The 26,178-nt window shown below is 63.5% G+C and carries 22 protein-coding genes; 11 read left to right on the plus strand and 11 right to left on the minus strand.

What is annotated here, in order from left to right:
* Positions 1–3: 3 nt before the first annotated feature.
* The 10 genes from OUY36_RS03415 to OUY36_RS03460 all read right to left on the minus strand — a co-directional run bounded on the left by OUY36_RS03415 (position 4) and on the right by OUY36_RS03460 (position 12,785).
* Positions 4–1,551 (minus strand): SpoVR family protein, encoded by a 1,548-nt coding sequence (locus tag OUY36_RS03415; RefSeq protein WP_019405650.1) that lies wholly within the window; start codon positions 1,549–1,551, stop codon positions 4–6.
* A 10-nt stretch (positions 1,552–1,561) separates the two neighbouring features.
* Complete coding sequence (locus tag OUY36_RS03420; protein WP_063539654.1) at positions 1,562–2,833, minus strand: YeaH/YhbH family protein; 1,272 nt, start codon at positions 2,831–2,833, stop codon at positions 1,562–1,564.
* An 82-nt stretch (positions 2,834–2,915) separates the two neighbouring features.
* Positions 2,916–4,838 (minus strand): PrkA family serine protein kinase, encoded by a 1,923-nt coding sequence (locus OUY36_RS03425; RefSeq protein WP_013981674.1) that lies wholly within the window; start codon positions 4,836–4,838, stop codon positions 2,916–2,918.
* Between the two features lie 271 nt (positions 4,839–5,109).
* Positions 5,110–5,439 carry a thiosulfate sulfurtransferase GlpE gene (glpE, locus tag OUY36_RS03430; RefSeq protein WP_102839618.1) on the minus strand — a complete coding sequence of 110 codons (330 nt, stop codon included), beginning with the start codon at positions 5,437–5,439 and terminating at the stop codon, positions 5,110–5,112.
* Positions 5,436–6,263, minus strand: coding sequence for a symmetrical bis(5'-nucleosyl)-tetraphosphatase (locus OUY36_RS03435; protein ID WP_063539656.1), 828 nt, complete (start codon positions 6,261–6,263; stop codon positions 5,436–5,438). Before OUY36_RS03435 ends, glpE begins: the two co-directional genes overlap by 4 nt.
* Positions 6,260–6,643: a Co2+/Mg2+ efflux protein ApaG gene (gene apaG, locus OUY36_RS03440; RefSeq protein WP_267936777.1), complete on the minus strand. Its 384-nt coding sequence runs from the start codon at positions 6,641–6,643 to the stop codon at positions 6,260–6,262. The genes OUY36_RS03435 and apaG overlap by 4 nt, the downstream gene beginning before the upstream one ends.
* Positions 6,644–6,676: 33 nt before the next feature.
* Positions 6,677–7,471, minus strand: coding sequence for a 16S rRNA (adenine(1518)-N(6)/adenine(1519)-N(6))-dimethyltransferase RsmA (gene rsmA / locus OUY36_RS03445; protein WP_013981677.1), 795 nt, complete (start codon positions 7,469–7,471; stop codon positions 6,677–6,679).
* Between the two features lie 137 nt (positions 7,472–7,608).
* Positions 7,609–8,598: a 4-hydroxythreonine-4-phosphate dehydrogenase PdxA gene (gene pdxA, locus OUY36_RS03450; protein WP_267936779.1), complete on the minus strand. Its 990-nt coding sequence runs from the start codon at positions 8,596–8,598 to the stop codon at positions 7,609–7,611.
* A 109-nt stretch (positions 8,599–8,707) separates the two neighbouring features.
* Entirely contained in the window at positions 8,708–10,015 is a 1,308-nt protein-coding gene (locus OUY36_RS03455) for a peptidylprolyl isomerase (protein WP_267936780.1), read from the minus strand.
* Positions 9,996–12,785, minus strand: a complete 2,790-nt coding sequence (locus tag OUY36_RS03460) for an LPS-assembly protein LptD (RefSeq protein ID WP_267936781.1) — start codon at positions 12,783–12,785, stop codon at positions 9,996–9,998. Before OUY36_RS03460 ends, OUY36_RS03455 begins: the two co-directional genes overlap by 20 nt.
* 128 nt (positions 12,786–12,913) lie before the next feature.
* Here OUY36_RS03460 and OUY36_RS03465 point away from each other — a divergent pair, with 128 nt between their 5' ends.
* From OUY36_RS03465 to OUY36_RS03475, 3 genes are read left to right on the plus strand one after another with little or no spacing between them, the layout of a single operon-like run.
* Positions 12,914–13,933 (plus strand): aminoglycoside phosphotransferase family protein, encoded by a 1,020-nt coding sequence (locus OUY36_RS03465; RefSeq protein WP_063539659.1) that lies wholly within the window; start codon positions 12,914–12,916, stop codon positions 13,931–13,933.
* Positions 13,930–14,601, plus strand: a complete 672-nt coding sequence (gene murU, locus OUY36_RS03470) for an N-acetylmuramate alpha-1-phosphate uridylyltransferase MurU (protein WP_264884339.1) — start codon at positions 13,930–13,932, stop codon at positions 14,599–14,601. The genes OUY36_RS03465 and murU overlap by 4 nt, the downstream gene beginning before the upstream one ends.
* Position 14,602: 1 nt before the next feature.
* Positions 14,603–15,370, plus strand: a complete 768-nt coding sequence (locus tag OUY36_RS03475) for a TerB family tellurite resistance protein (RefSeq protein ID WP_125866311.1) — start codon at positions 14,603–14,605, stop codon at positions 15,368–15,370.
* Between the two features lie 5 nt (positions 15,371–15,375).
* Here the strand turns inward: OUY36_RS03475 and OUY36_RS03480 are convergent, their stop codons facing one another.
* Positions 15,376–16,398 carry an alpha/beta hydrolase family protein gene (locus tag OUY36_RS03480; protein ID WP_267936782.1) on the minus strand — a complete coding sequence of 341 codons (1,023 nt, stop codon included), beginning with the start codon at positions 16,396–16,398 and terminating at the stop codon, positions 15,376–15,378.
* 254 nt (positions 16,399–16,652) lie between these two features.
* Between OUY36_RS03480 and gabT the strand changes: the two genes are divergently transcribed.
* The 8 genes from gabT to trpC all read left to right on the plus strand — a co-directional run bounded on the left by gabT (position 16,653) and on the right by trpC (position 26,144).
* Positions 16,653–17,933, plus strand: a complete 1,281-nt coding sequence (gabT, locus tag OUY36_RS03485; protein WP_063539667.1) for a 4-aminobutyrate--2-oxoglutarate transaminase — start codon at positions 16,653–16,655, stop codon at positions 17,931–17,933.
* 103 nt (positions 17,934–18,036) lie between these two features.
* A complete protein-coding gene (rpe, locus tag OUY36_RS03490) occupies positions 18,037–18,711 on the plus strand; it encodes a ribulose-phosphate 3-epimerase (RefSeq protein ID WP_013981691.1) in 675 nt (224 codons plus the stop codon).
* Complete coding sequence (locus OUY36_RS03495) at positions 18,708–19,409, plus strand: phosphoglycolate phosphatase (protein WP_152480819.1); 702 nt, start codon at positions 18,708–18,710, stop codon at positions 19,407–19,409. The genes rpe and OUY36_RS03495 overlap by 4 nt, the downstream gene beginning before the upstream one ends.
* A 180-nt stretch (positions 19,410–19,589) precedes the next feature.
* Positions 19,590–21,068: an anthranilate synthase component I gene (gene trpE / locus OUY36_RS03500; RefSeq protein WP_267936783.1), complete on the plus strand. Its 1,479-nt coding sequence runs from the start codon at positions 19,590–19,592 to the stop codon at positions 21,066–21,068.
* A 146-nt stretch (positions 21,069–21,214) separates the two neighbouring features.
* The gene (locus OUY36_RS03505; RefSeq protein ID WP_267936784.1) at positions 21,215–23,368 is read left to right on the plus strand and encodes a putative bifunctional diguanylate cyclase/phosphodiesterase; all 2,154 of its coding nucleotides are present in this window, start codon (positions 21,215–21,217) and stop codon (positions 23,366–23,368) included.
* Positions 23,369–23,671: 303 nt separating this feature from the next.
* Positions 23,672–24,265: an aminodeoxychorismate/anthranilate synthase component II gene (locus OUY36_RS03510; RefSeq protein ID WP_063539671.1), complete on the plus strand. Its 594-nt coding sequence runs from the start codon at positions 23,672–23,674 to the stop codon at positions 24,263–24,265.
* Positions 24,265–25,311 carry an anthranilate phosphoribosyltransferase gene (gene trpD / locus OUY36_RS03515; RefSeq protein WP_156245576.1) on the plus strand — a complete coding sequence of 349 codons (1,047 nt, stop codon included), beginning with the start codon at positions 24,265–24,267 and terminating at the stop codon, positions 25,309–25,311. Before OUY36_RS03510 ends, trpD begins: the two co-directional genes overlap by 1 nt.
* Positions 25,308–26,144, plus strand: coding sequence for an indole-3-glycerol phosphate synthase TrpC (gene trpC / locus OUY36_RS03520; protein ID WP_156245577.1), 837 nt, complete (start codon positions 25,308–25,310; stop codon positions 26,142–26,144). Before trpD ends, trpC begins: the two co-directional genes overlap by 4 nt.
* Positions 26,145–26,178 lie beyond the last annotated feature (34 nt).

Below are 26,178 nucleotides of genomic sequence, written 5' to 3' on the forward strand. Positions count from 1 at the left end.
CGGTCAGGCGAAGTTCATGCCGGGGAAGCGGCTGTCGGTTTCCGTCTCGTTGCTGGCGCGCGGCGGCATGTGATGGGTGTTGACCAGCTTGTCGTCCTGCATCGATTGCAGATGCACGTCGAACCCCCACAGCCGGTGCAGATGCTTGAGTACCTCGTCGGTGGATGCGCCCAGCGGCTTGCGGTCATGCTGCATGTGACGCAGGGTCAGCGAGCGGTCGCCACGGCGATCGACATTCCACACCTGCACGTTGGGCTCGCGGTTGCCGAGGTTGTACTGCGCTGCGAGCAGTTCGCGAATGGTGTGGTAGCCACTTTCGTCGTGGATGGCCGGGACCAGCAGCTCGTCCTTGCGGTCGTCGTCGAGGATGCTGAACAGCTTCAGGTCGCGGATCACCTTGGGCGAGAGGAATTGCAGGATGAAGCTCTCGTCCTTGAAGTTGTTCATGGCGAATTTCACCGTGGTCAGCCAGTCGCTGCCGGCGATGTCCGGGAACCAGCGCTTGTCCTCCTCGGTCGGGTTCTCGCAGATCCGGCGGATGTCCTGATACATGGCGAAGCCCAGGGTGTAAGGGTTGATGCCGCTGTAGTAGGGGCTGTCGAAGCCGGGCTGGTAGATGACGCTGGTGTGCGACTGCAGGAACTCCATCATGAAGCCGTCGGTGACCAGCCCTTCATCGTAGAGGTCATTGAGCAGGGTGTAGTGCCAGAAGGTGGCCCAGCCTTCGTTCATCACCTGGGTCTGGCGCTGCGGGTAGAAGTACTGTGCGATCTTGCGAACGATGCGAACGATCTCCCGCTGCCAGGGTTCCAGCAGCGGCGCGTGCTTCTCGATGAAATAGAGAATGTTCTCCTGCGGTTCGGCCGGAAAGCGCTGGTTCCCGGCCTGCCCGTCGCCCTTGTCGGCGCCTTTGGGAATGGTCCGCCAGAGATCGTTGATCTGCCGCTGCAGATGTTCCTCGCGGTCCTTCTGCCGCCGCCGTTCTTCCTCTGCCGAGATGGGGTAGGGGCGCTTGTAACGGTCGACGCCGTAGTTCATCAGCGCGTGGCAAGAGTCGAGCAGGTCTTCCACCGCATCGATGCCGTGGCGTTCCTCGCATTGCATGATGTACTGCTTGGCGAACACCAGGTAGTCGATGATCGAGCTGGCGTCGGTCCAGGTGCGGAACAGGTAGTTGCCCTTGAAGAAGCTGTTATGGCCGTAGCTCGCATGGGCGATCACCAGCGCCTGCATGCACATGGTGTTCTCTTCCATGAGGTAGGCGATGCAGGGGTCGGAGTTGATCACGATCTCGTAGGCGAGGCCCATCTGACCGCGCTTGTAGTGCTTTTCGGTATGCAGGAACTGCTTGCCGTAGGACCAGTGGTGATAGCCCAGCGGCATGCCCACCGAGGCATAGGCGTCCATCATCTGCTCAGCGGTGATCACCTCGATCTGGTTCGGATAGGTGTCCAGCGCGTAGCGCTCGGCAATGCGGCCGATCTCGCGGTCGTATTGCCGAATCAGGTCGAAGGTCCATTCCGAGCCGGTGGAAATGGGCTGTCGCTTCATGCTGCACACCTCAGCTGGTCATGCGCCGCTGGAAGAGTTCGCGGAACACTGGATAGATGTCTCCGGCGCTGACCAACTGCTGTTGGGCGAACGCGTCGGAAAAGGCTTCTGCCACCTGGTTGTACTCGTACCAGAGCGCCTGGTGTTCGCGCGGGGTGATTTCGACGTAGGTGAAGTACTGTACGAACGGCATGATCTGGTTGATCAGGATGTCACGGCACAGCGGCGAATCGTCGTTCCAGTTGTCGCCGTCGGAGGCTTGCGCGGCGTAGATGTTCCATTCGTTGGCCGGATAACGCTCGGCCATGATCTCCTGCATCATCTTCAGCGCGCTGGAAACGATGGTGCCCCCGGTTTCGCGGGAGTAGAAGAACTCTTCCTCGTCCACTTCCTTGGCGCTGGTGTGGTGGCGAATGAACACCACGTCGATCTTGTCGTAGTTCCGCTTGAGGAACAGGTACAACAGGATGAAGAAGCGCTTGGCGATGTCCTTGGTGGACTGGGTCATCGAACCGGAAACGTCCATCAGGCAGAACATCACCGCCTTGGAGCTGGGGTTGGGATGCTTGACCAGCAGGTTGTACTTGAGGTCGAAGGTGTCCAGGAACGGCACGCGGTTGATGCGCGCCTTGAGCCGCTCGATCTCTTCTTCGGCTGCCTTGATGTCGCCGAAGTTGTGTGGCTCCTCCAGGCGTAGCCGCTCCAGCTCCGCCTTCAGCGCCCTTAGCTGGGCACGGCTGCTGCCCGACAGCGCGATGCGGCGGGCGTGCGCCGAGCGCAGGGTGCGGACAATGTTGATGCGCGAGGGGTTGCCCTCGTTGGCGATGCCGGCGCGCACCGTCTTGAAGGTATCCGTGCCGGTGAGGTGACGCTTGACCAGGTTGGGCAGTTCCAGGTCCTCGAACATGAAGTCGAGAAACTCCTCCTGGGTGATCTGGAAGACGAAGTCGTCCATGCCTTCGCCGCTGTTGCTGGCCTGGCCAGCGCCTTGTCCGCCTCCGCCGCCCTGCGGGCGCGGGATGCGTTCGCCGGCGACGAACTCCTTGTTGCCAGGGTGGACGATGGTCTGGCGTCCGCCGCGGCCGTGGTGGAGCACCGGCTCGTCGATGTCGCGTCCGGGAATGCTGATCTGTTCGCCATGTTCCATGTCGGTGATGGAACGGCGGCCAACGGCTTCCTCTACCGCTTTCTTGATATGCCCACGGTACCGCTGCAGGAAGCGCTGGCGGTTCACCGTGCTCTTGTTCTTGCCATTCAGGCGACGGTCGATCACGTAGCTCATAGGCCCTCCGGGCTAGGCTGAAAAGCATAGACCCGAAGCCGAAAGCGGAGCGTTCCGTTCCCGGCTTCAGGCTTCCAGCCGCTTACTGCGATTTACGCACCCGCAGATACCACTCGGAGAGCAGGCGAACCTGCTTCTCGGTATAGCCGCGCTCGACCATGCGCACGACGAAATCGTTGTGCTTCTTCTGGTCTTCCTTGCTGGCCTTGGCGTTGAAGCTGATGACTGGCAGCAGGTCCTCGGTGTTGGAGAACATTTTCTTCTCGATCACCACGCGCAGCTTCTCGTAGGACAGCCACGACGGATTCTTGCCGTTGTTGTTGGCACGGGCGCGCAGCACGAAGTTGACGATCTCGTTGCGGAAATCCTTCGGGTTGCTGATGCCGGCCGGCTTCTCGATCTTCTCCAGCTCCTCGTTGAGCGCCACGCGGTTGAGGATTTCGCCGGTCTCCGGATCGCGGTATTCCTGATCCTGGATCCAGAAGTCGGCGTACAGCACGTAGCGATCGAAGATGTTCTGCCCGTACTCGCTGTAGGACTCGAGGTAGGCGGTCTGGATCTCTTTGCCGATGAACTCGATGTAGCGCGGCGCCAGGTATTCCTTGATGAAGCGCAGGTAGCGCTCGCGCACCTCGGCGGGGAACTGTTCCTGCTCGATCTGCTGCTCCAGCACGTAGAGCAGGTGCACCGGGTTGGCGGCGATCTCGTGCGGGTCGAAGTTGAACACCTTGGAAAGAATCTTGAAGGCGAAACGGGTGGAAAGCCCGTTCATGCCCTCGTCGACGCCGGCGGCATCACGGTATTCCTGGATCGACTTGGCCTTGGGATCGGTGTCCTTGAGGTTCTCGCCATCGTAGACGCGCATCTTCGAATAGATGTTGGAGTTCTCCGGCTCCTTCAGGCGCGACAGCACCGAGAACTGCGCCAGCATCTTCAGCGTGTCCGGCGCGCAATGGGCCCTGGACAGCGAGCTGTTGGCCAGCAGCTTGTCGTAGATCTTGATCTCGTCCGACACGCGCAGGCAGTACGGCACCTTGACGATGTAGATGCGGTCGATGAAGGCCTCGTTGTTCTTGTTGTTGCGGAAGCTGTGCCACTCCGACTCGTTCGAGTGCGCCAGCAGGATGCCGCTGTAGGGAATCGCGCCCAGGCCCTCGGTGCTGTTGTAGTTGCCCTCCTGAGTCGCGGTCAGCAGCGGGTGCAAGACCTTGATCGGCGCCTTGAACATCTCGACGAATTCCATAAGGCCCTGGTTGGCCCGGCACAGCGCGCCCGAGTAGCTGTAGGCGTCGGCATCGTTCTGCGGGAATTCCTCGAGCTTGCGGATATCCACCTTGCCCACCAGCGAAGAGATGTCCTGGTTGTTCTCGTCACCTGGCTCGGTCTTGGCCACGGCGATCTGGTTAAGGATCGACGGATAGAGCTTGACCACGCGGAACTTGGAAATGTCGCCGCCGAATTCCTGCAGGCGCTTGGTGGCCCAAGGCGACATGATCGAGTTCAGGTAGCGTGGCGGAATGCCGTAGTCCTCTTCGAGGATTTGCGCGTCCTCCACCGGGTTGAACAGCCCCAGCGGCGACTCGAAGACAGGTGAGCCCTTGATCGCGTAGAAGGGCACCCGCTCCATCAGCTGCTTGAGCTTTTCGGCCAGCGACGACTTGCCGCCGCCCACCGGGCCGAGGAGATAGAGGATCTGCTTCTTCTCCTCCAGGCCCTGTGCGGCGTGGCGGAAGTAGGACACGATCTGGTCGATGCATTCCTCCATGCCATGGAAATCCTCGAAGGCCGGATAACGGCGGATCACCTTGTTGGAGAAGATGCGCGACAGCCGAGGGTCGGTCGACGTGTCCACCAGCTCGGGCTCGCCGATCGCCATCAGCAGACGCTCGGCTGCACTGGCATAGGTCCTTGGATCCGCCTTGCAGAGATCAAGGTACTCCTGGAGCGAATATTCTTCCTGGCGGGTCGCTTCGAAACGTTGTTGGAAGTGGCTGAAAATGCTCATGACTTCACCTCGATCGATGCACGAATAGGCGCGTCATCAGGCACTCTGGAGCCCGGCCGAAGTGGCGGCCAGTGGAGTTCCCCCGAACACCTAATGGTCGAAACCCTGAATTCCGTCAGCCGTTTCCCGGCTTCGTTTATTTGGATGGCCTGAAGTCAAGGATAGTTCGGATTCGGCAAGATCAAGGGCGGAGAGGGGATTTCCGCGCTGCCGTTCGGCTGCTGATAGCGCCTAGCCCGCGGATGGCGGGCGATCGGAGGGAAATAAATTTTTACGCTTGTTCGTCGCGCGCGACATCGGCCGGGTAGGTATGCCGCCAGAGTTCGAAACCGCCGTCGAGGCTGTAGACGTCAGAAAAACCCTGATTGACCAGATAGGCCGCGGCGCTCTGGCTGGAATGGCCGTGATAGCAGGTGACGATCAGCGGGTGATCGAGATCGGCTGCGGCGATGAAGTCCGGCAGCGAATGGTTGTCCAGATGCAGTGAGCCACTGATGTGACCATTGGCATAGCTCTGCGGGTCGCGAATATCCACGATCACCGCGCCATTGCTGCGCATGGTCTGGGCTTGTTCCGGCGGGATGCGTTTGAAGTCTGTCATGCGGGTTTACCGTGTTCACATTCGCAGCGATGTATCTCGCCACTGTCGAGGTTCATCAGCGTCATGGCGTTGCCCCAGACGCAGCCAGTATCCAGCGCGAAAACGTTCGGCTCGTCGCACTGGCCTTCCAGCGCCGCCCAGTGGCCGAAGATCAGCTTGACGTTGCGTGTCTTGCGATTGCTGTGGCTGAACCAGGGCGCGTAGCCGGCGGGTGCGCTGTCGGCGCCTTCCTTGGCATCCAGTTCAAGGGTGCCGTCCGCCTTGCAGAAGCGCATGCGGGTGAAGTAATTGGTGATCAGGCGCAGGCGCGGGACGCCGTGCAGCTCCTTGTTCCACTTCGCCGGCTGGTTACCGTACATGCCATCGAGAAAGGGCAGCAGCAGGGCGTCGTCCTGCAGCGCCTGCTCGACCTCGGCGGCGCGACGCAGGGCCTTTTCCAGCGACCATTGCGGCGGGATGCCGGCATGCACCATGGCGGTGTGCCGCTCGGCATCATAATGAATGAGCTTCTGCTGGCGCAGCCAGTCGATCAGGTCTGCGCGATCCGGTGCGTCGAGGATCGCCTGCAGGGTATCGGATTTGCGCATGCGCTCGATGTTGTGCGCCACCGCCAGCAGATGCAGGTCGTGGTTGCCCAGCACGGTGATCGCCGAGGACTCAAGATCGCGCACGAAGCGCAGCGCTTCCAGCGATTGCGGGCCACGGTTGACCAGATCACCGGCCAGCCACAGGCAGTCGCGCGACGGACTGAAGTCGACGCGCTCCAGCAGGCACTTCAGGGGCTCCAGGCAACCTTGCAGGTCACCAACGGCATAGGTCGTCAATGCAATGCTCCGGGTACGGCCAGGCGGAACGGTGGAATGACCGCATCGAAACTGTGCCCGTCCTCGGCCAGCATCCGATAACTGCCCTGCATGCTGCCGACACAGGTCGGCAACAGCGTTCCACTGGTGTAGACGTGGTGCTCGCCAGGCGCAATCAGCGGCTGCTCGCCGACGACGCCTGCGCCACGCACTTCCTGCACCTGGCCGTCGCCGTCGGTGATGATCCAGTGTCGCGACAGCAGCCGCGCCGCCACCTCGCCTTTATTCTCGATAGTTACGGTGTAGGCAAAGGCGTAGCGGTTTTGTTCCGGCTCGGATTGCTCGGCCAGATAGCGGGGCGTGACGCTGACGTCGATGCGGTAGCGTTGTTCTTCGGGCATGGACGGCTCGCTGGTCGGCAGAGGGGCTGACCCCTAGCTGCGCTCGGTCAGTTGATCGGAAAGGCGGACAAAGGCCGCCAGGTCCAGCTGTTCGGGGCGCAGACTGCCATCTACGCCCGCTGCCTCGATGGCTTCGGCATCCAGCAGGCCCTTGAGGGTGTTGCGCAGGGTCTTGCGCCGTTGATTGAACGCCTCGCGCACGACGCGCTCCAGCTGGCGGTGATCGCGCGCCGGATGCGGCAGGGTTTCGTGTGGTACCAGGCGCACGATCGCCGAGTCGACTTTCGGCGCCGGGTTGAACGCTCCCGGGCCGACATTGAACAGATGCTCCACCCGGCAGTGATACTGCACCATGATCGACAGCCGCCCCCAGTCACCGCCGCCGGGCTGCGCGGCCAGCCGCTCGACCACTTCCTTCTGCAGCATGAAGTGCATGTCACGGATCAGCTGGGCGTGTTCGAGCAGGTGGAAGATCAGCGGGGTCGAGATGTTGTAGGGCAGGTTGCCGACGATGCGCAGGCTGGCCGGCTCCTGGCTGAGCCGGCTGAAGTCGAACTTCAGGGCGTCGCCCTGGTTCAGGTTGAAGTTCTCGCGCCCGGCGAACTTGGCCTGCAGGATGGGGATCAGGTCCAGGTCGAGCTCGACGACATCCAGCTGGGCGCCGCTGTCGAGCAGCCCTTCGGTGAGGGCACCCTGCCCGGGACCGATCTCCACCAGTCGCTCACCCGGCTTGGCGTGGATCGCCCGCAGAATGCGGTGGATCACGCCGGCGTCGTGCAGGAAGTTCTGGCCGAAGCGTTTGCGCGCGCGGTGTTGGTAGTCGGACATGAAGGCAGCTCCAGGCTTCAAGCCGCAAGCGTCAAGCAAGAGCGTAAAGCGAAAAATGAAAGGTGCGAAGCTTACCAGCTGAGTCGCCGGGCCGGCACCCATTGCAAAGCGGATGCCGTGGGCGATTTCCGTCTCGCCTAAGCGGCGCCTGACATCTGATAGGCCGTTTCCAGAGCGACCTGCAGGCTGCCGATATCGACACGGCCCGTTCCGGCCAGGTCCAGCGCGGTACCGTGGTCTACGGAGGTGCGTACGATCGGCAGACCGAGGGTAACGTTGACCGCTGCCCCGAAACCCTTGTACTTGAGCACCGGCAGGCCCTGATCGTGATACATCGCCAGCACCGCATCGCAGTGTTCGAGGTGCTTGGGGGTGAACAGCGTGTCGGCGGGAAGGGGGCCGATCAGCTCGATGCCTTCCTTGCGCAGACCCGCCAGCGCCGGCTCGATGATTTCGATTTCCTCGCGGCCCAGATGGCCGCCTTCGCCGGCGTGGGGGTTCAGGCCGCAGACCAGGATGCGCGGCCGAGCGATGCCGAACTTGCCCACCAGGTCCGCGTGCAGGATGCGCGTGACCCGCTGCAGACGCTCGGCGGTGATCGCATCGGCGACGTCCCTGAGCGGCAGGTGGGTGGTCACCAGCGCCACACGCAGGCCGCGGGTGGCGAGCATCATTACCACCTGTTCGGTGTGGGTCAGCTCGGCGAGAAATTCGGTGTGTCCGGAGAAGGGGATGCCGGCTTCGTTGATCACGCCCTTGTGCACCGGGGCGGTGATCATGCCGGCGAAACTGCCGTCCAGACAGCCGCGTCCGGCGCGGGTCAACGTCTCCAGCACGTAGTGGGCATTGCGCGGGTCGAGCTGGCCGGCCGTCACTGTGGTGGCGAGCGGTGTGTCCCATACGTACAGACAGTTGGCAGGCGCGGGGTGGCCTGGCCAGTTCTGCGGTCCGGCATCGCGCAGTTCGATGCTCAGCCCCAGCTGTTCGGCGCGCTGGGCCAGCAGCGCGCGGCTGGCGATGGCCACCAGTGGCCGCGGTTGCGCCTGGCGTGCCAGCAACAGGCACAGATCCGGGCCGATGCCGGCCGGTTCGCCGGGCGTCAGAACGAAAGGGCGGGACGTGGGCATCGAGATTCTCCGCTAGGCATCGGGCGGTGATCCGCCGGAAATGAAAACGGGGTGGCGACCCTTCGGCCATCACCCCGCATTGCTGTTGCGTGTAGTTACAGCGTGCAGCTTAGAGCTTGACCTCGACGTAGGCCTCGTCACGGATCTGGCGCAGCCAGGCCTGCAGCTCTTCATCGTACTTGCGGTTGCGCAGCAGGCTCAGCGCCTGTTGCTCGCGGAACTGCTCGCTGGCATCGGTGGCGCGGCGGCCGAGCACCTCGAGGATGTGCCAACCATAGGGCGACTTGAAAGCCTGGGACAGCTCGCCACTGGGGGTGTTGGCCATGACTTCACGGAACTCGGGCACCAGAGAAGCCGGGTCGATCCAGTTCAGGTCGCCGCCGTTGAGCGCCGAGCCCGGGTCTTCGGAGAAGCTCTTGGCCAGCTCGGCGAAATCCTCGCCAGCCTCGATGCGATCACGCAGGCGCTGTACCAGCAGGCGTGCTTCTTCTTCGCTACGGATCGCGCTCGGCTTGATCAGGATGTGGCGGACATGCACTTCGTCGCGTACCTGGGTTTCGCCACCACGCTTGTCCAGCAGCTTGACCATGATGAAGCCTGGCGGCGTGCGCACCGGTTGGGTCACTTCGCCGACCGCCAGCTCCTGAACCGCAGTATCGAACGGCGGTGGCAGCTGAGCCGCTTTGCGCCAGCCCATGTCGCCGCCCTCGAGAGCGTTCTCGCTGGCCGAGTGGGATACGGCCAGGCGAGCGAAGTCGGCGCCCTGCTGCAGCTGCTGATAGGTATCCATGGCAGTGCGTTCGGCTGCCTGGATGGTGGCGGCATCAGCAGATTCCGGAACCGGAATCAAGATGTTGGCGAGGTGGTATTCCTCGGACAGCTGCAGCTTGCCGAGGTCCGAGGCGAGGAAGTTCTGCACTTCCTGGTTGGACACCTGGATGCGTTCGGCGACGCGGCGCTGGCGCACGCGGCTGATGATCATCTCGCGGCGGATCTGCTCGCGGGCGGTTTCCAGGCTCAGACCATCACGGGTCAGCGCCTCGCGGAACTGCTCCAGTGACATGTTGTTGCGCTGGGCGATGGTGCCCATGGCCTGGTTGAGTTCTTCGTCGGAGATGCGGATGCCTGAGCGCTCGCCGATCTGCAGCTGCAGGTTCTCGGTGATCAGGCGCTCAAGCACCTGCTGTTGCAGGACGTCGGTCGGCGGCGCATCGGCGCCGCGCTTCTCGATGGTCTGCTGGACTTCGCGCATGCGCTGATCCAGTTGGCTTTGCATGATGACGTCGTTATCGACGATCGCCACCACGCGATCCAGTGGTTGAACCTGGGCGAGGGCCGCAGGCGCGAGGGTTGCACCGCTCAGCAGCAGTGCGCCGAGCGCGAGCGGGCGCAGTACTTCAGAAAGCTTGGTCTTCACGTTCACGGTAGCCTTGGATGCCTTCGTCGAGGAAAGTTTCGGTCGCATTGCCGACTACGCCGCCGAGTCCCTTGAGGACGATCTGCAGGAAAATGCCGCGGTCGGGCTCGTCGTTGCGTTCGGGGTTGAGGCTGGTCTCGTCGTAGTCGATCCAGTAGCGATTGATCAGGCGCAGCTTCCAGCAGCAGCTGTCGTACTCGAAGCCACCGAAGGCTTCCAGTGTGCGGCTGCGGCTGTAGTCATGCTGCCAGCGGGCAATGACGCTCCATTGCGGGACCACCGGCCAGATGACCGAGAAGTCGTGCTGGTTGATCTTGTAGTAGTCCTTGATGTACTCCGGATTCGGATCGCCGTTCTCAAGCAATTCGTTGCCATAATCCCCGCCATATCTCCATTCGCCGGTCGCCTGGTCGAAACGTACTGTGTCGTTGCGGTAGCGATAGCCGAGGTTGACGATCTTGCCTGGGTTGTCTTCCGGCTGGTAATGCCACATGGCGCTGCCCGAACGTGTTTGGCCAGCATCCGGATCCCAATTGAAGGTTGAGGTGAAGCGCCAGTCGCGGTTGTAGCGATACATATACTCCAGTGCGTAGGGCGACACGTCTGCCCTGGCATCGGCGCGGTCCGCAACGGTCATGCCAGGCAACTGGACTTCGCGGTCCCGGAAGTAATAGCTCTGACCGATGCTGAAGCGCTGGCGCTCGAAGCCATTGGGCTCGACCCAGCGGCTGGTGACACCGAGCGAAACCTGATTGGCATCGCCGATCCGATCATTACCGGAGAAGCGGTTCTCGCGCCATAGCGAGGAATAGCTGAAGCTGCTCTCACCGGTATCGAAAACCGGAATATCGTCCTGATCTTCCTTCGGAACATAGAGATAGAACAGGCGCGGCTCGAGGGTCTGGCGATAGTCCTGGCCGAACCACTGGGTGTCGCGGTCGAAGTACAGGCCGCTGTCGACACTCAGGATCGGCACGCTGCGGTCGGGTGTGTCGTTAAAGTTCGCTCCAACGCCGCCATCACCAAACTTGCCCTTGTTGTCGAGCGTCACGTCGTACTTGGTATATGCGTATTTCAGCGAAGGCTTGATGAAGCCCCACGACCAGTTCAGGGGTAGGCTAACTCCGGGCTCTAAGTGAAGGCGTTCGCCTTCCGCGCGGTTGAGACCTCTTAGGTTCTCGTCGTACCAAGTTTCTTCACCCCCATCCTCATTGATGTAGTTGCCGCTGCGCAGGCTGCGTTGGAAGCTGACGAACTCGGTCTTGTAGGCGAAGTTCAAGCCGCCCGGCTGGAAGGGCAGGCGTCCGTCCAGGGTCAGCTGCGGCAGGCGCTCGTACGGCGTGATGTCGGCCACTGTGGCACGCTCATAGGCGTGCATGTTCAAGCGCGCGGTATAGGTGTCGCCGCGGTAGGAGAGTGTGCCGCGCTGATCGAGATGATCAGGTTGGTCGATGTTGAGGTTGGTATCCAGATCCTGGAAGTAGTAAGGATCGCTGATATCGGTGTAGTCCACCTCGGCGAGCCAGCGCGAATCCAGACCAGTACGGTTTTGCCAGCTGTACATCCAGCGCTGGTCCTCGTACTCGGACTGCAGCTTGCGGTCGTCGTTGCTGTCGTCCAGGTAGGCGGCGCCGAACTGGCCCTCGCTGCTGCGCGTCAGGTAGCGGAACTCGCCTTCCATCAGCAGGCCGCGGTCGGTCATCAGATGCGGATACAACGTGACGTCGAAATTCGGCGCCAAGTTGAAGTAATAGGGCGTCTGCAGCGAGAAGCCGTTGTCGCTGGACGAGCCGATGCTCGGTGCGAGAAAGCCGGACTGGCGACGATCATCGATGGGGAAGTGGATATAAGGGGTGTAGAACACCGGAATATCCTTGACCCGCAGCGTCACGTTGGTGGCCGAACCGAAGCCGGTAGCCGGGTTCAGGGTGACGTTGTTGCCCTTCAGGTGCCAGCTGTTCTCGCCCGGCTCGCAGCTGGTGTAGGTGCCGTCCTTCAGGCGGATGATTGCGGTTTCCTCGCGCTTGGCGTACTGCGCGCTGCCGCGGACCTTGCCGGAGTGCACCACGTATTCGGCGTTCTCCACCTTGGCTTCGCCGCTGTCGAGGAATATCTCGGCGCGGTCGCCGACCAGCAGTGCATCGCGGTCGCGAAAGCGCACGTTGCCGGTCAGCTCACCGCGGTTCTCCAACTGGTGCAGGCTGGCTTCGTCCGCCTCGACCTGAATGCTGCCCTGGCGCAGGACCACATCGCCAGCGAGGGTGGCGATCTCCTGCTCCTGCTCGTAGCGGGTGGCCTTGGCCGACACGTAGGTGGGCGCTTCGCTCATCGGCGTGGTGTCGAACTTGCCTGGGCGGTCCGGCTCGACATAGGTGCCTGCGCAGTACGGGCCGGTTTCGGCGAGCTGAGCAGGCGTCAGCTGATCGCGTGGCACCCAGTCCAGATGGCTATAGTCGGCGCTGCGCGAGGCCAGCGCGCGGCCCTTGCTCTCGGTGACCAGCTTGGTCGTGGCGGTCGGCTCTTGCGTCTTGGCAGTGGCTGACTTGGCTGTCCCCGTCGTGCTCACGGCGCTGCCGCTATGGGTCGGGCGCGGTGGCAGTGCGGGGCTGGCTGCGTTGGAGGCACAGTTCCAGCCACCGGATGCGTCCGGCTGGCAGGCGAACTGTTCGGCGGCGATGACAAAAGGAACAGCTACCGGTTGCAATGCAAGCAGACCGCCAGTAACCAATAGAGGGAATTTTTTACGAAACGCGGGGTATTTGACTGCCATCTTGTTTTTTGGTCCGTGCTTGCGGCGAGCCATCGGCCGGCTGGGCCGCACGCCTCTCGATGGGCTGAGAAAGATGCAGGATAATAAAGCATGACCCGCCTATCGGCTAGCGCCGTGGAGACCCCTGGATGCCGCATCAAGATCAACGTCTGCTGGACCTCAGCGCCTGGCTGGACCAGCAACTACCGGAACTCTTTGCCCGTTGCGGCTGGGGCGAAGTACCGACCGCGGAGCTCACCGCGGCGAGCAGCGATGCCAGTTTTCGTCGTTACTTCCGCTGGCAAGGCGGCGAGCGCAGCCTGATCGTGATGGACGCGCCGGCACCCCAGGAAGACTGCCGTCCCTTCGTCAAGGTGGCGCAGATGCTGGACGAAGCCGGTGTGCATGTACCGCAGGTGCTGGCGGCCGATCTGGATCGCGGCTTCCTGCTGCTGACCGACCTCGGACGCCAGACCTATCTGGACGTGATCGACGCGGGTAACGCCGATCAGCTGTTCGACGATGCCATCGAGGCGCTGCTCAAGTTCCAGCTGCAGCCGGTCGCGCAGTCGATGCCGGCCTATGACGAGACCTTGCTGCGGCGTGAGCTGCAGCTGTTCCCCGAATGGTACGTGCAGCGCCACCTGGGCCATGCGCTCAGCGAAGCGCAGCAGGGCGCGTGGGCGCGCATCTGCCGGCTGCTGATCGACTCGGCCCTGGCGCAACCACGGGTTCTGGTGCATCGCGACTACATGCCGCGCAACCTGATGATCAGTGAGCCCAACCCTGGCGTCCTGGACTTTCAGGATGCGGTGCTCGGCCCGGTCAGCTACGACATCACCTCGCTGTTCAAGGACGCCTTCCTCAGCTGGCCCGAGCCGCAGGTACGGGCGTGGCTGGAAGCCTATTGGGGCCGTGCCCGTGCGGCGGGCGTGGCGCTGCCCGAGTCGTTCGAGGAATTCCTGCGCGCCAGCGATCTGATGGGGGTGCAACGTCACCTCAAGGTGATCGGCATCTTCGCCCGAATCTGCCATCGCGACGGCAAGCCCCGTTATCTCGCCGATGTGCCGCGTTTCTTCGCCTATATCGAGGCCGTGCTGGTGCGGCGGCCGGAGCTGGGCGAGTTGCGGCAGCTGATCGCCGAGCTGTCAAAGGCGCCGCAGGCATGAAGGCCATGATCCTCGCCGCAGGCAAGGGCGAGCGCCTGCGTCCCTTGACCCTGCACACGCCCAAGCCGCTGGTGCGCGCCGCCGGCGTGCCCCTGATCGAGTATCACGTTCGCGCGCTGGCGGCTGCCGGCTTCGTCGAACTCGTCATCAACCATGCCTGGCTCGGCCAGCAGATCGAGGACTATCTCGGCGATGGCAGCCGCTTCGGCGTGGCGATCCGCTATTCGGCCGAAGGCGAGCCGCTGGAGACCGGCGGCGGAATCCACCGGGCTCTGGGCCTGCTTGGCGATGAGCCATTCCTGGTGGTCAACGGCGATATCTGGACCGACTACGATTTCGCCCGGCTACGCAAACCGCTCGATGGGCTGGCCCACCTGGTGCTGGTCGACAATCCGCCTCACAACCCCGGCGGCGATTTCCTCTTAGCCGCCGAGCGTGTCGCGACAGCCGAAGGGGAGGGCGAGGCGCTGACCTACAGCGGCATCTCGGTGCTGCATCCGGCCTTGTTCGAGGGCTGTCAGGCGGGTGCGTTCAAGCTCGCGCCCCTGCTGCGGCGTGCCATGGTTGCTGAGCGAGTGAGCGGCGAGCGTTTCGGTGGAGCCTGGGTGGACGTGGGTACGCACGAGCGGCTGGCGGATGTCGAGCGGATACTCGAGGCGCGGCGCTGAGATGTTCTGGCCCATCACCCTGTTGGGGCTGTTGATCGGTTGGTTGCTCGCCAGCATCCCTGGTGCGCTGCTCGGTGGTCTGCTGGGGCAGGTAGTCGATCGTCGCCTGGGCCTAGATTCATGGGCCAGCTTGCGTGAGCGCCTGGCTGGCAAATCGGCGCTGAAGGGCAATGAGCTGCTGTTCTTTCTGCTCGGGCGCCTGGCCAAAAGTGGCGGGCGGGTCAGTCCTGCGCATATCCAGGCGGCACGCGAGGAGATGCGCCGCCAGGGCCTCGATGCGTCGGGGCAGCAGCGGGCCATCGCCGCGTTCAATCGCGGCAAGGCCAGCGGCGACGGCTTGCGCGTGACCCTGCAGCGGCTACGTGGGCAGCGTGAGGAGGGGCGGCGCCTGATCCAGGCCTGTTGGCGCATGGCCCGAGCCCAGGGAAGCATGGGCGCACGTGAGCATGAACTGGTGCTGCTCTGGGGCAAGTGGCTGGGTTGGAATGCTGCCGAGGTGGCGGCGCTCGATCAGGGCGCGGCGCGGCGCAACGAGGCGCCGGCCGGGCGCGGCGGAGCCTACGAGCAGGCCTTGCAGCTACTGGGTGTGCGCCAAGACAGCGACCCGCAGCTGATCAAACGGGCCTATCGCCGCCTGCTGAGCAAGCATCACCCGGACAAGCAGGCTGGCGCGGGAGCGAGCCCGGCGCAAGTTCGCGAAGCGACCGAGCGCACCCGCGAGCTGCACAGCGCCTATGCACTGATCCGCGAGCGCCGCGGTTTTCGCTGAGCCGGTCAGCGCACCGGCTTGCGCTCGAGCCAGCCGCGCACCCGGCGCACCAGCTGCTCCTGATCGGCGTCGCGACCGCCACCCAGGTTCGGCAGGGCGACCTGTCGATAATCCGGATGCCCGGCACGACGCGCCGCATTACGTCGTTGCAGCGCCTGCTGTTTCGCCGCTGCACGGGTACCGGTATAGAAGTCGCCGATGCCCACTGGCAACGCCGCGACTAGGCTCTCCAGCGGCTGTTCCGCCTGCAACGGCGCGCGCGGATCGATCACCACGACCTGCCCGACATCCTTTGGCTGACGCTGCGCCAGATACTGGCTTGCCCAGTAGGCGCCGGTGCCATGGCCGAGCAGAACGATCATAGGCGCCTGCAGTGTGCGCGCATGCTCGATGGCCGCATCCAGGCGCGCCAGCATGCGCTCGGCATCCGTTGGCGGCGGGGTGTCCTGCTCGGCTTGTGGCGGCGTCGAGTCGTCGTTGTCCGTGGCTGCGGTCTGCTCGGGCAAGTAGCCTGCCGAAGTCGTCTGCATCGCGGTTTGGGCATCGCTAGCGTCAGGCTCGGCGCCTTTCTCCGTGTCGGGCTTTTCTTCCGCAGTTGGGGCTTCGGTCGCTGGCGGGCGCGGGCCAGGGCTCAACGTCGAGTCCGTGGGCGTCAGGCTCAGGGTATGCCAGCCGTGCTCGGGAAGGCCGCGCCGTAGCGGGCCGATTGCCCGCGGCCAATCGGCGGTTTCGCCTTCGCTTGGCACGATGACGAGCACGCCACGGGCCTTTGGAGTGTTGGCCGGCTGCCAGAGGGCAATAAAGCTGTCGTCACTACCCAGCTCGATCTGCGCTGTCCTTTCGAGCTGCCGCTGCAGTCCGGCAGCCAAGGCATCGCCCCGTGTCTGCGGCGCCGGACGCTCGCGGGCTGCCGGCTCGTCCGTCGGCACTTGCTCTACGCTTTCCGGCTCCTGCGCCAGGGCAGCGGATGGCATGCCGCCGGCGAGCGCTGCGTTGAGCAGAAGCACGAGTGCGGGCAGGCGACGCATGGTTATCTCCTTGGGTAAAGGTGCTGGTGAGTGCTCGGTATGAGACATGTCGGCACGCACGGCCATTATATGAGCGTCGATCTGTCGTGCTGGCCAAGAGGTTGGCCCAAATCAAGCGTGCAAAATAATGCACGGAGTTTTACTGTAATCCGAACGCTCCGGATGGTGCGGCAGTCGATCATCGTATGCTGCCGCGCCCGCTTCCTGGCGTTCTTTCCGACCCGTGCCGACGATGAGCGGCTACCGAGGAGCTTATGAGCAAGACCAACGAATCCCTGATGCAACGCCGTGTCGCCGCCGTTCCCCGTGGCGTCGGCCAGATCCACCCGATCTTTGCCGACCACGCGAAGAACAGCAGCGTGGTGGATGTGGAGGGCCGCGAGTTCATCGATTTCGCCGGCGGCATCGCCGTGCTGAATACCGGCCACCTGCATCCGAAGATCGTCAAGGCGGTGGAAGACCAGCTGCACAAGCTCACCCACACCTGCTTCCAGGTGCTGGCCTACGAGCCGTACGTCGAGCTGTGCGAGAAGATCAACGCGCGGGTGCCGGGTGATTTCGCCAAGAAGACCCTGCTGGTCACCACCGGCTCCGAGGCCGTGGAGAACGCGGTGAAGATCGCCCGCGCCGCCACCGGCCGTGCCGGCGTGATTGCCTTCACCGGCGCCTATCACGGCCGCACCATGATGACCCTCGGCCTGACCGGCAAGGTCGCCCCGTACTCCGCCGGCATGGGCCTGATGCCCGGCGGGATCTTCCGTGCGCAGTATCCCTGCGCGATTCATGGTGTCAGCGTCGATGACTCGATCGCGAGCATCGAGCGCATCTTCAAGAATGACGCCGAGCCGCGCGACATCGCCGCGATCATCGTCGAACCGGTGCAGGGCGAGGGCGGCTTCAATGTCGCGCCGAAGGATTTCATGGCCCGCCTGCGCGCGCTCTGCGACGAGCACGGCATCCTGCTGATCGCCGACGAGGTGCAGACCGGCGCCGGGCGCACCGGCACCTTCTTCGCCATGGAGCAGATGGGCGTGGTCGCCGACCTGACCACCTTCGCCAAGTCGGTCGGCGGCGGCTTCCCGATCGCCGGCGTGTGCGGCAAGGCCGAGATCATGGATGCCATCGCGCCCGGCGGGCTGGGCGGCACCTATGCCGGCAACCCGCTGTCCTGCGCGGCGGCGCTGGCGGTCATGGAAATCTTCGAGGAGGAGCATTTGCTCGACCGCTGCAAGGCGGTGGCGGAGAAGCTCACCGCCGGCCTCAAGGCGATCCAGGCCAAGCACAAGGAGATCGGCGAGGTGCGCGGCCTCGGCGCGATGATCGCCATCGAGCTGTTCGAGGATGGCGACCTGGCGCGACCGGCCGCGGCGCTGACGTCGCAGATCGTCGCCCGGGCGCGGGAGAAGGGATTGATCCTGCTGTCCTGCGGTACCTACTACAACGTGCTGCGGGTGCTGGTGCCGCTGACCGTCGAGGACGAGCTGCTCGAGCGCGGCCTGGCCATCCTCGGCGAGTGCTTCGATGAGCTGACCTGATCCGACCTGGCGCGCCGGCATTCGTGAGCGGATGTCAGGCGCGCCGCAACCCTGACCCCTCGGGTACAATGCGCGGCATCTTGCCGTGCTACCCGAGGTCGTCATGCAGCCGTTCGCCATCGCCCCTTCGATTCTTTCCGCCAATTTCGCCCGCCTGGGCGAGGAAGTGGACAACGTGCTGGCCGCCGGCGCCGACATCGTCCATTTCGACGTGATGGACAACCACTACGTGCCAAACCTGACCATCGGCCCGATGGTCTGCTCGGCGCTGCGCAAGCATGGCGTCACCGCGCCCATCGACGTGCACCTGATGGTCAAGCCGGTGGATCGCATGATCGGCGACTTCCTCGAGGCCGGCGCGACTTACATCACCTTCCACCCGGAAGCCTCGGAGCACATCGACCGTTCGCTGCAGCTGATCAAGGACGGCGGCGCCAAGGCCGGCCTGGTGTTCAACCCGGCGACACCGCTGGACGTGCTCAAGTACGTCATGGACAAGGTCGACATGGTCCTGCTGATGAGCGTCAACCCTGGCTTCGGCGGGCAGAAGTTCATTCCCGGCACGCTGGACAAGCTGCGCGAGGCGCGCGCCCTGATCGACGCCAGCGGGCGCGAGATTCGCCTGGAGATCGATGGCGGCGTCAATCCGAAGAACATCCGCGAGATCGCCGCAGCAGGCGCCGACACCTTCGTCGCCGGCTCGGCCATCTTCAACCAGCCGGACTACAAGGCGGTGATCGACCAGATGCGCGCCGAGCTGGCGCTGGCCCGCCCATGACTCGCCTGGAGCAACTGTTCGACGGCACGCTGCCGCGGCTGGTGATGTTCGATCTGGACGGCACCCTGATGGACTCGGTACCGGACTTGGCCGCCGCGGTGGACAAGATGCTGATGCTGCTCGGTCGCCCGCCGGCCGGTGTGGCCCGCGTGCGCGACTGGGTCGGCAACGGTTCGCGAGTGCTGGTGCGCCGCGCCCTGGCCGGTAGCTACGAGCATGCCGGTGTCGATGAGGACGAGACCGATGCCGCGTTGGCGCTGTTCATGCAGGCCTATGCCGGCAGCCATGCCTTGACCACCGTCTACCCTGGCGTGCGTGAGTGCCTGGATTGGCTGGCCGCGCACGAGGTGGCACTGGCGGTCATCACCAACAAGCCGGCACAGTTCGTCGCGCCGCTGCTGGAGGAGAAGGGTCTGGGTGGTTACTTCGGCTGGCTGGTTGGAGGCGATACGCTGCCGCAGCAGAAGCCCGATCCGGCGGCGCTCTTCTGGGTGATGGACAAGGTCGGCGCGACGCCCGCCGAGTCGCTGTTCATCGGTGATTCGCGCAATGACGTGCGGGCCGCGCAGGCCGCCGGTGTGCCCTGCGTCGGGCTGAGCTACGGCTACAACCATGGCCGGCCTATCGAAGAAGAACGCCCGGATCTGGTGCTCGACGACCTACGCCTGCTGGTTGCTTCGAATTCGGGGCTGCGCTAGTGTGGCCGGACTCTTTTTGCCCCGCCTCAAGAGACAAACTCGTGGTGATTAGCCGCAAACAATGGGTGAACGTCATCAAGGCCCTGGCCCGTTGGCGCTGGCGCGCCTGACTCTTCCTGCCGGCCCGGCCGGTGCGTTTGCCGTTGTTCGATCGAATCCTCCTCAGACCACGAGGCTGACATGACCCGCGAAGAATTCCTGCGTTTGGCCGACGAAGGCCACAACCGCATCCCCCTGTCGTTCGAGACGCTCGCCGACTTCGACACCCCGCTGTCGCTCTACCTGAAACTGGCCGATGCGCCGAACTCCTATCTGCTCGAATCCGTCCAGGGCGGTGAGAAGTGGGGGCGATACTCGATCATCGGACTGCCTTGCCGCACCGTGCTGCGCGTTCACGGCTATCAGGTGCGGGTGACCGTCGATGGGATCGAGACGGAAAGCCTGGAGGTCGAGGACCCGCTGGCCTTCGTCGAGGCCTTCAAGCAGCGCTACCGGGTTGCGCCGGTCGAAGGGCTGCCGCGCTTCAATGGCGGACTGGTGGGCTATTTCGGCTACGACAGTGTGCGCTACGTCGAGCGTAAGCTCGGCAACTGTCCCAACCCTGACCCGCTGGGTACGCCGGATATCCTGCTGATGGTCTCCGACGCGGTGGTGGTATTCGATAACCTCGCCGGCAAGCTGCACTGCATCGTGCTTGCCGACCCGGCCGCCGAGGACGCCTACGCGCAGGGCCAGGCCTACTTGGCACAGCTGCGCCAGCGCTTGCGCCAGCCGGTCGTGCCGCGCCTGGGGCTGGACTTCGAGGCCGGGCCCGGCGCGGAGCCGGCGTTCCGCTCGAGCTTCAGCCGCGAGGATTTCGAGCAGGCGGTTTGCCGCATCAAGGACTACATCCTGGCTGGTGACTGCATGCAGGTGGTGATTTCCCAGCGCATGTCGATCCCGTTCAGGGCTGCGCCGATCGATCTCTACCGCGCGTTGCGCTGCTTCAACCCGACGCCCTATATGTACTTCTTCAACTTCGGCGACTTCCATGTGGTGGGCTCGTCACCGGAAGTGCTGGTGCGCGTCGAGGACGGCCTGGTTACCGTGCGACCGATCGCCGGCACCCGTCCGCGCGGCGCCAGCGAGGAGGCCGACCTGGCGCTGGAGCAGGACCTGCTGTCCGACACCAAGGAACTGGCCGAGCACCTGATGCTGATCGACCTGGGTCGCAACGATGTCGGGCGGGTCGCCGAAACCGGCTCGGTGAAAGTCACCGAGCAGATGGTCATCGAGCGCTACTCCAACGTCATGCACATCGTTTCCAACGTCACCGGCCAGCTCAAGGCGCCGCTGTCGGCGATGGATGCGCTGCGCGCGATCCTCCCGGCGGGCACGCTCTCCGGTGCACCGAAGATCCGTGCCATGGAGATCATCGACGAGTTGGAGCCGGTCAGACGTGGCGTCTATGGCGGCGCGGTGGGCTACCTGGCGTGGAACGGCAACATGGACACCGCCATCGCCATCCGCACCGCTGTGATCAAGGATGGCGAGCTGCATGTACAGGCCGGTGCCGGCATCGTCGCCGACTCGCAGCCGGCGCTGGAGTGGGAAGAGACGCTGAACAAGCGCCGCGCCATGTTCCGCGCAGTGGCGTTGGCGGAGAAGGGTAGCGACTGACCCGGACGCGGCGCGATTCACTTATCCGGTGAAATGCGACTAAAGTCCGCGTGCTTTGTATGGTAATGGCAGTTGGCTATGCCTATAGTCGGTGAACGCCGGGCTAGAGCGCCTGGCTGCCAACTTCCATCATCTTCGACCTGCCGATGCCCCTGACTCCCAGCTCCGGTTCTGCCAATCCACCGCGTCAGTTATGGGCTTCAGTGCTGACCGTCGCGCTCACCGGGCTGCTGGTGCTGGTCTACCTGCTCTCGAGCCTGCTGGATTTCAGAGGTAGTCCGGTTTGGTTTCCGTTGCCCCTGCATATCGTCATGGAAACCTTCGCCATCACCGTGGCGATTCTGGTGTTTGCCGTGGCTTGGCACAGTCAGCAACCGGTGCATCTGTCCAACCCACTGCTGGCCTGTTCGTTTCTCGCCATCGCGCTGCTCGATATGGCGCACACGCTTTCCTACCAAGGCATGCCTCTCTGGGTGACGCCTGCGTCACCGGAGAAGGCGATCGCGTTCTGGCTGGTGTCCCGCTTCGTGCTCGCGCTGACGCTCTTGGTCATAGCCTGCCGCCTGTGCGTGACCCTGCCACGCTATGTGCTGCTCGTATCGGCACTGGGCCTGGTGGCCCTGGTGGGCTATCTGCAGCTTTTCCAGCCGCAGCTGTGGCCGCGTACCTTCATCGAAGGTCAGGGGTTGACTGCTTTCAAGGTCAGCATGGAATGGCTGTTGATCGCGTTGTTCGCGCTGGCCGCCTGGCTGTTCTGGCGTAACCGTGCAGAAAGCGACGCAGCCTATTTCGACGGTTTGCTGGCCGCGACGCTGATCTCGATCCTCGCCGAGCTGTGTTTCACCGCCTACACCAGCGTGAACAGCTTCTACAGTCTGCTCGGACATGCTTACAAGATCGTGTCCTACTGCTTCATCTACCAGGTGGTGTTCGTTTCCAGCGTGCGCGCCCCGTACCAGCGTCTGGCCATTGAAATGAACGAGCGGGTGGCGGCACAGCAGCGTGCCGATTACGTCACCTATTTCGACAGCCTGACGGGACTGCCCAACCTCAGTCTGCTGGAAGAGCGTACACGCCAGGCGATCGCAGCGGCCCATAGCCTGAAGGGGGCCGTGGCGGTGCTCTACATCGACATCGACCACTTCAAGATGGTGAACGACTCCTTTGGGCGCGCGTTTGGCGATGAGTTGCTGTGTATCACCGGCTCCCGACTGCGGGCGGTACTGCCCGACAGTGCCGTGCTGGCTCGTGCAGGTGGCGACGAGTTCGTCGTGCTGCTGGCGGACCCGAGGGAGGCCGATGGTGCTTCCGCAGTGGTTCAGCATGTGCTGGAGAGGTTGGGCGAACCCTTCATGATCCAGAAGCAGCAGATGGTGGTCTCGATCTCGGTCGGGGTCGCGGTCGGGCCTGACGACGGAATGGATTTCACCTGCCTGCTGCGCAATGCGGAAATGGCCATGTACAAGGCCAAGGAAGCCGGCCGTCGCACCTGGTGTTACTACAATCCTGAGCTCGATACGGAGGTGCGCGGCCGGCTCTTGCTGATCAACGGGCTGCGCTTGGCGATCGAGCGGCAGGAGTTGCTGCTTGAGTATCAGCTGCAGCTTGATCTCGGCAGCGGCAAGGTGGTCGGTGCGGAGGCGCTGGTTCGCTGGCAGCACCCGCAGTGGGGGCTACTGTCGCCGGGGCGGTTCATCCCGGCGGCGGAGCAGAGCGGCCTGATCGTCGATCTCGGCAAGTGGATCATTCTGGAAGCCTGTCTGCAGGCTGCCCGCTGGCGCGCCGAAGGGCTCGATGTTCCGCAGGTCGCGGTGAATGTCGCGGCGGTCCAGCTGCACCAGGGATCGCTGGTGGACACCGTAGCCGCTGCGCTGGAGCAGAGCGGCCTGCCTGCGGCGGCCCTCGAGCTGGAGCTGACCGAATCCAGCCTGGTCGAAAATACCGAGCAGGTGATGGCTACCTTGGCAAGGCTCAAGGGCCTGGGTGTGAAGCTGGCGATCGATGACTTCGGCACCGGCTATTCCTGCCTGGCGTACCTTCGCTGCCTGTCGGTGGATACGCTGAAAATCGATCGCTCCTTCGTCAGTGACCTGGCGACCGAGGATGGCCATGCCATTGTCGCCGCGATCATCCAGATGTCCGAGTCGCTGGGGCTCAATACGCTGGCCGAAGGGGTGGAAAATGCGGAAACTGCGGCCGAGTTGCGCCGGCTCGGCTGTCGCCAGGCCCAGGGATTCCTGTATGCGCGGCCGGTTCGCGCAGCACAGCTGCCTGACGCGATTGCCTCCCTGAGTAGCTAGGTTCGCCATCGCTTGTCGATGGCTGTCGGGTATCGCTCTGGTATAGTCCGTTGAAAACGTGGCCTGGCATGGGCTACCTTGCGCTGACCGCCCTGCGAGGCCTTTCCGTGATATTCAGCAGTATTCTCCTGATGCGCCTGTTCAAGGCCAATGCCCGGTGGCGTTGGCGCGCCTGATCCCCATCGTTGGCTCCGTGCCGAAATAGCCATTCACGCCTGCTCTTCGAGCGCTCCCGTGTCGCTACCGCGATGTCCGAAGCTCGCGGCGGGCGCTGGATCAGTCTCAAGCCTTAGGGTGACGCAAATGCTGCTAATGCTGGATAACTACGATTCCTTTACCTACAACGTCGTGCAATACCTGGGCGAGCTAGGTGCCGAGGTGAAGGTGGTACGCAACGACGAACTTAGCGTGGCCGAGATCGAAGCCTTGAAGCCCGAGCGCATCGTCGTATCGCCGGGCCCCTGTACACCCAATGAAGCCGGCGTATCGCTGGAACTGATCCGCCACTTCGCCGGTAAGTTGCCGATTCTCGGGGTCTGCCTTGGACACCAGAGCATCGGTCAGGCGTTCGGCGGCGACGTGGTTCGCGCTCGCCAGGCCATGCATGGCAAGACCAGCCCGGTGTTCCACCATGACCAGGGCGTCTTCGCCGGCCTGAACAACCCACTCAACGTCACCCGCTATCACTCGCTGGTGGTCAAGCGTGAAACCCTTCCGGACTGCCTGGAAGTCACCGCATGGACACAGCTGGACGATGGGGCGGTGGACGAGATCATGGGGCTGCGGCATCGGACGATGAACGTCGAAGGTGTGCAGTTCCATCCGGAGTCGATCCTCACTGAACAGGGGCATGAACTGTTCGCCAACTTTCTGAAGCAGACCGGAGGCATGCGCTGATGGATATCAAGGAAGCCCTCAACCGCATCGTCGGTCAGCTGGACCTGACCACCGAGGAAATGCAGGCAGTGATGCGCCAGATCATGACGGGGCAGTGCACTGACGCGCAGATCGGCGCCTTCCTCATGGGCATGCGCATGAAGAGCGAGACGATCGACGAGATTGTCGGTGCGGTGCAGGTGATGCGCGAGCTGGCCGAGCCAGTGCGTTTCGCGACGGAAAAGCTGGTCGACACCTGTGGCACTGGCGGCGATGGGATGAATATCTTCAACGTCTCGACGGCGGCTTCCTTCGTTGTCGCTGCAGCGGGCGGCAAGGTGGCCAAGCACGGCAACCGCGCCGTATCCGGCAAGAGTGGCAGCGCCGATCTGCTCGAGGCGGCTGGGGTATATCTCGACCTCACCCCGGAGCAAGTGGCACGCAGCGTCGATACCGTCGGTGTCGGCTTCATGTTTGCGCCGGCCCACCATGGCGCGATGAAGCACGCCGCTGGGCCGCGGCGCGAGCTGGGTTTGCGTACCCTGTTCAATATCCTCGGGCCAATGGCCAATCCGGCCGGTGTGCGCCATCAGGTGCTCGGGGTATTCAGCAAGGCGCTGTGCCGACCGATGGCCGAGGTGCTGCTGCGCTTGGGCAGCAAGCATGTCCTGGTCGTGCATGCGCAGGACGGCCTGGACGAGATCAGCCTGGCTGCGCCCACTCATGTGGCCGAACTGAAGGATGGCCAGATTCACGAATACGACGTTCAGCCGGAGGATTTCGGCATCAAGAGCCAGAGCCTCATCGGCCTCAACGTCGAAGACGCCCAAGGCTCGCTGACCTTGATCCGCGATGCGCTGGGACGCCGGCAGAGCGAGAGCGGGCAGAAGGCCGCCGACATGATCGTGCTCAACGCTGGCGCCGCACTCTATGCCGCAGATCTGGCAACCAGCCTCAAGCAAGGCGTGGAGATGGCACACGATGCGCTTAGTACCGGGCTGGCGCGCGACAAGCTGGAGGAGCTGGTGTCCTTCACCGCAGTGTTCAAGCAGGAGAACAAGAAATGAGCGTGCCGACCGTGCTGGAAAAGATCATTGCGCGGAAGTTCGAGGAGGTTGCTGAACGCAGCCGACAGGTTGGGCTGAGCGATCTCGAGCAGCGTGCGAAACTGGCCGATCCGGTGCGCGGGTTTGCCGCAGCGTTGGAGCAGCGTGTTCGCAGCAAGGAGGCTGCGGTGATCGCCGAAGTGAAAAAGGCGTCACCGAGCAAGGGTGTGATTCGAGAGCCATTCCTGCCGGCCGACATCGCCGCTAGCTATGAGGCAGGCGGTGCCACCTGCCTTTCCGTGCTGACCGACGTCGATTTCTTCCAGGGCGCAGACAGTTATCTGCAGCAGGCTCGTGCGGCCTGTTCGCTGCCGGTAATCCGCAAGGACTTCATGGTCGACCCCTATCAGGTGGTCGAGGCGCGTGCACTCGGGGCCGACTGCATTCTGTTGATCGTTGCGGCATTGGACGACGCACGCATGCATGAGCTGGCGGCGGTCGCCAAGGAGCAGGGGCTGGATGTGCTGGTGGAAGTGCACGACGGCGATGAACTGGAGCGAGCGTTGCACCTGGATACTCCGCTGGTGGGCATCAACAACCGAAACCTGCATACCTTCGAGGTCAGCCTCGAAACCACGCTGGATCTGTTGCCGCGGGTACCGAAGGACCGCCTGGTGATTACCGAGAGCGGCATTCTCAATCGTGCGGATGTCGAGCTGATGGAAATCAATCAGGTCTACGCGTTTCTGGTCGGTGAGGCCTTCATGCGTGCCGAACAGCCTGGGAGTGAACTGCAGCGCCTGTTCTTCCCTGATCGCGTGCGGGCGCGTGCCGCACCTGCCGATCCGGAATGACGCCTGCCTGCCTGCCTGCGTTGCGCAGGCAGGC

Source organism: Stutzerimonas sp. R40042 (assembly GCF_026642215.1).
Lineage (GTDB): Bacteria > Pseudomonadota > Gammaproteobacteria > Pseudomonadales > Pseudomonadaceae > Stutzerimonas > Stutzerimonas frequens.

Bases quoted from the DNA above. Each gene is read 5' to 3' on its own strand.
- OUY36_RS03415 (WP_019405650.1), bottom strand. From the start codon at position 1,551: ATGAAGCGACAGCCCATTTCCACCGGCTCGGAATGGACCTTCGACCTG.
- OUY36_RS03420 (WP_063539654.1), bottom strand. From the start codon at position 2,833: ATGAGCTACGTGATCGACCGTCGCCTGAATGGCAAGAACAAGAGCACG.
- OUY36_RS03425 (WP_013981674.1), bottom strand. From the start codon at position 4,838: ATGAGCATTTTCAGCCACTTCCAACAACGTTTCGAAGCGACCCGCCAG.
- glpE (WP_102839618.1), bottom strand. From the start codon at position 5,439: ATGACAGACTTCAAACGCATCCCGCCGGAACAAGCCCAGACCATGCGC.
- apaG (WP_267936777.1), bottom strand. From the start codon at position 6,643: ATGCCCGAAGAACAACGCTACCGCATCGACGTCAGCGTCACGCCCCGC.
- rsmA (WP_013981677.1), bottom strand. From the start codon at position 7,471: ATGTCCGACTACCAACACCGCGCGCGCAAACGCTTCGGCCAGAACTTC.
- pdxA (WP_267936779.1), bottom strand. From the start codon at position 8,598: ATGCCCACGTCCCGCCCTTTCGTTCTGACGCCCGGCGAACCGGCCGGC.
- OUY36_RS03460 (WP_267936781.1), bottom strand. From the start codon at position 12,785: ATGGCAGTCAAATACCCCGCGTTTCGTAAAAAATTCCCTCTATTGGTT.
- OUY36_RS03465 (WP_063539659.1), top strand. From the start codon at position 12,914: ATGCCGCATCAAGATCAACGTCTGCTGGACCTCAGCGCCTGGCTGGAC.
- murU (WP_264884339.1), top strand. From the start codon at position 13,930: ATGAAGGCCATGATCCTCGCCGCAGGCAAGGGCGAGCGCCTGCGTCCC.
- OUY36_RS03475 (WP_125866311.1), top strand. From the start codon at position 14,603: ATGTTCTGGCCCATCACCCTGTTGGGGCTGTTGATCGGTTGGTTGCTC.
- OUY36_RS03480 (WP_267936782.1), bottom strand. From the start codon at position 16,398: ATGCGTCGCCTGCCCGCACTCGTGCTTCTGCTCAACGCAGCGCTCGCC.
- gabT (WP_063539667.1), top strand. From the start codon at position 16,653: ATGAGCAAGACCAACGAATCCCTGATGCAACGCCGTGTCGCCGCCGTT.
- rpe (WP_013981691.1), top strand. From the start codon at position 18,037: ATGCAGCCGTTCGCCATCGCCCCTTCGATTCTTTCCGCCAATTTCGCC.
- OUY36_RS03495 (WP_152480819.1), top strand. From the start codon at position 18,708: ATGACTCGCCTGGAGCAACTGTTCGACGGCACGCTGCCGCGGCTGGTG.
- trpE (WP_267936783.1), top strand. From the start codon at position 19,590: ATGACCCGCGAAGAATTCCTGCGTTTGGCCGACGAAGGCCACAACCGC.
- OUY36_RS03505 (WP_267936784.1), top strand. From the start codon at position 21,215: ATGCCCCTGACTCCCAGCTCCGGTTCTGCCAATCCACCGCGTCAGTTA.
- OUY36_RS03510 (WP_063539671.1), top strand. From the start codon at position 23,672: ATGCTGCTAATGCTGGATAACTACGATTCCTTTACCTACAACGTCGTG.
- trpD (WP_156245576.1), top strand. From the start codon at position 24,265: ATGGATATCAAGGAAGCCCTCAACCGCATCGTCGGTCAGCTGGACCTG.
- trpC (WP_156245577.1), top strand. From the start codon at position 25,308: ATGAGCGTGCCGACCGTGCTGGAAAAGATCATTGCGCGGAAGTTCGAG.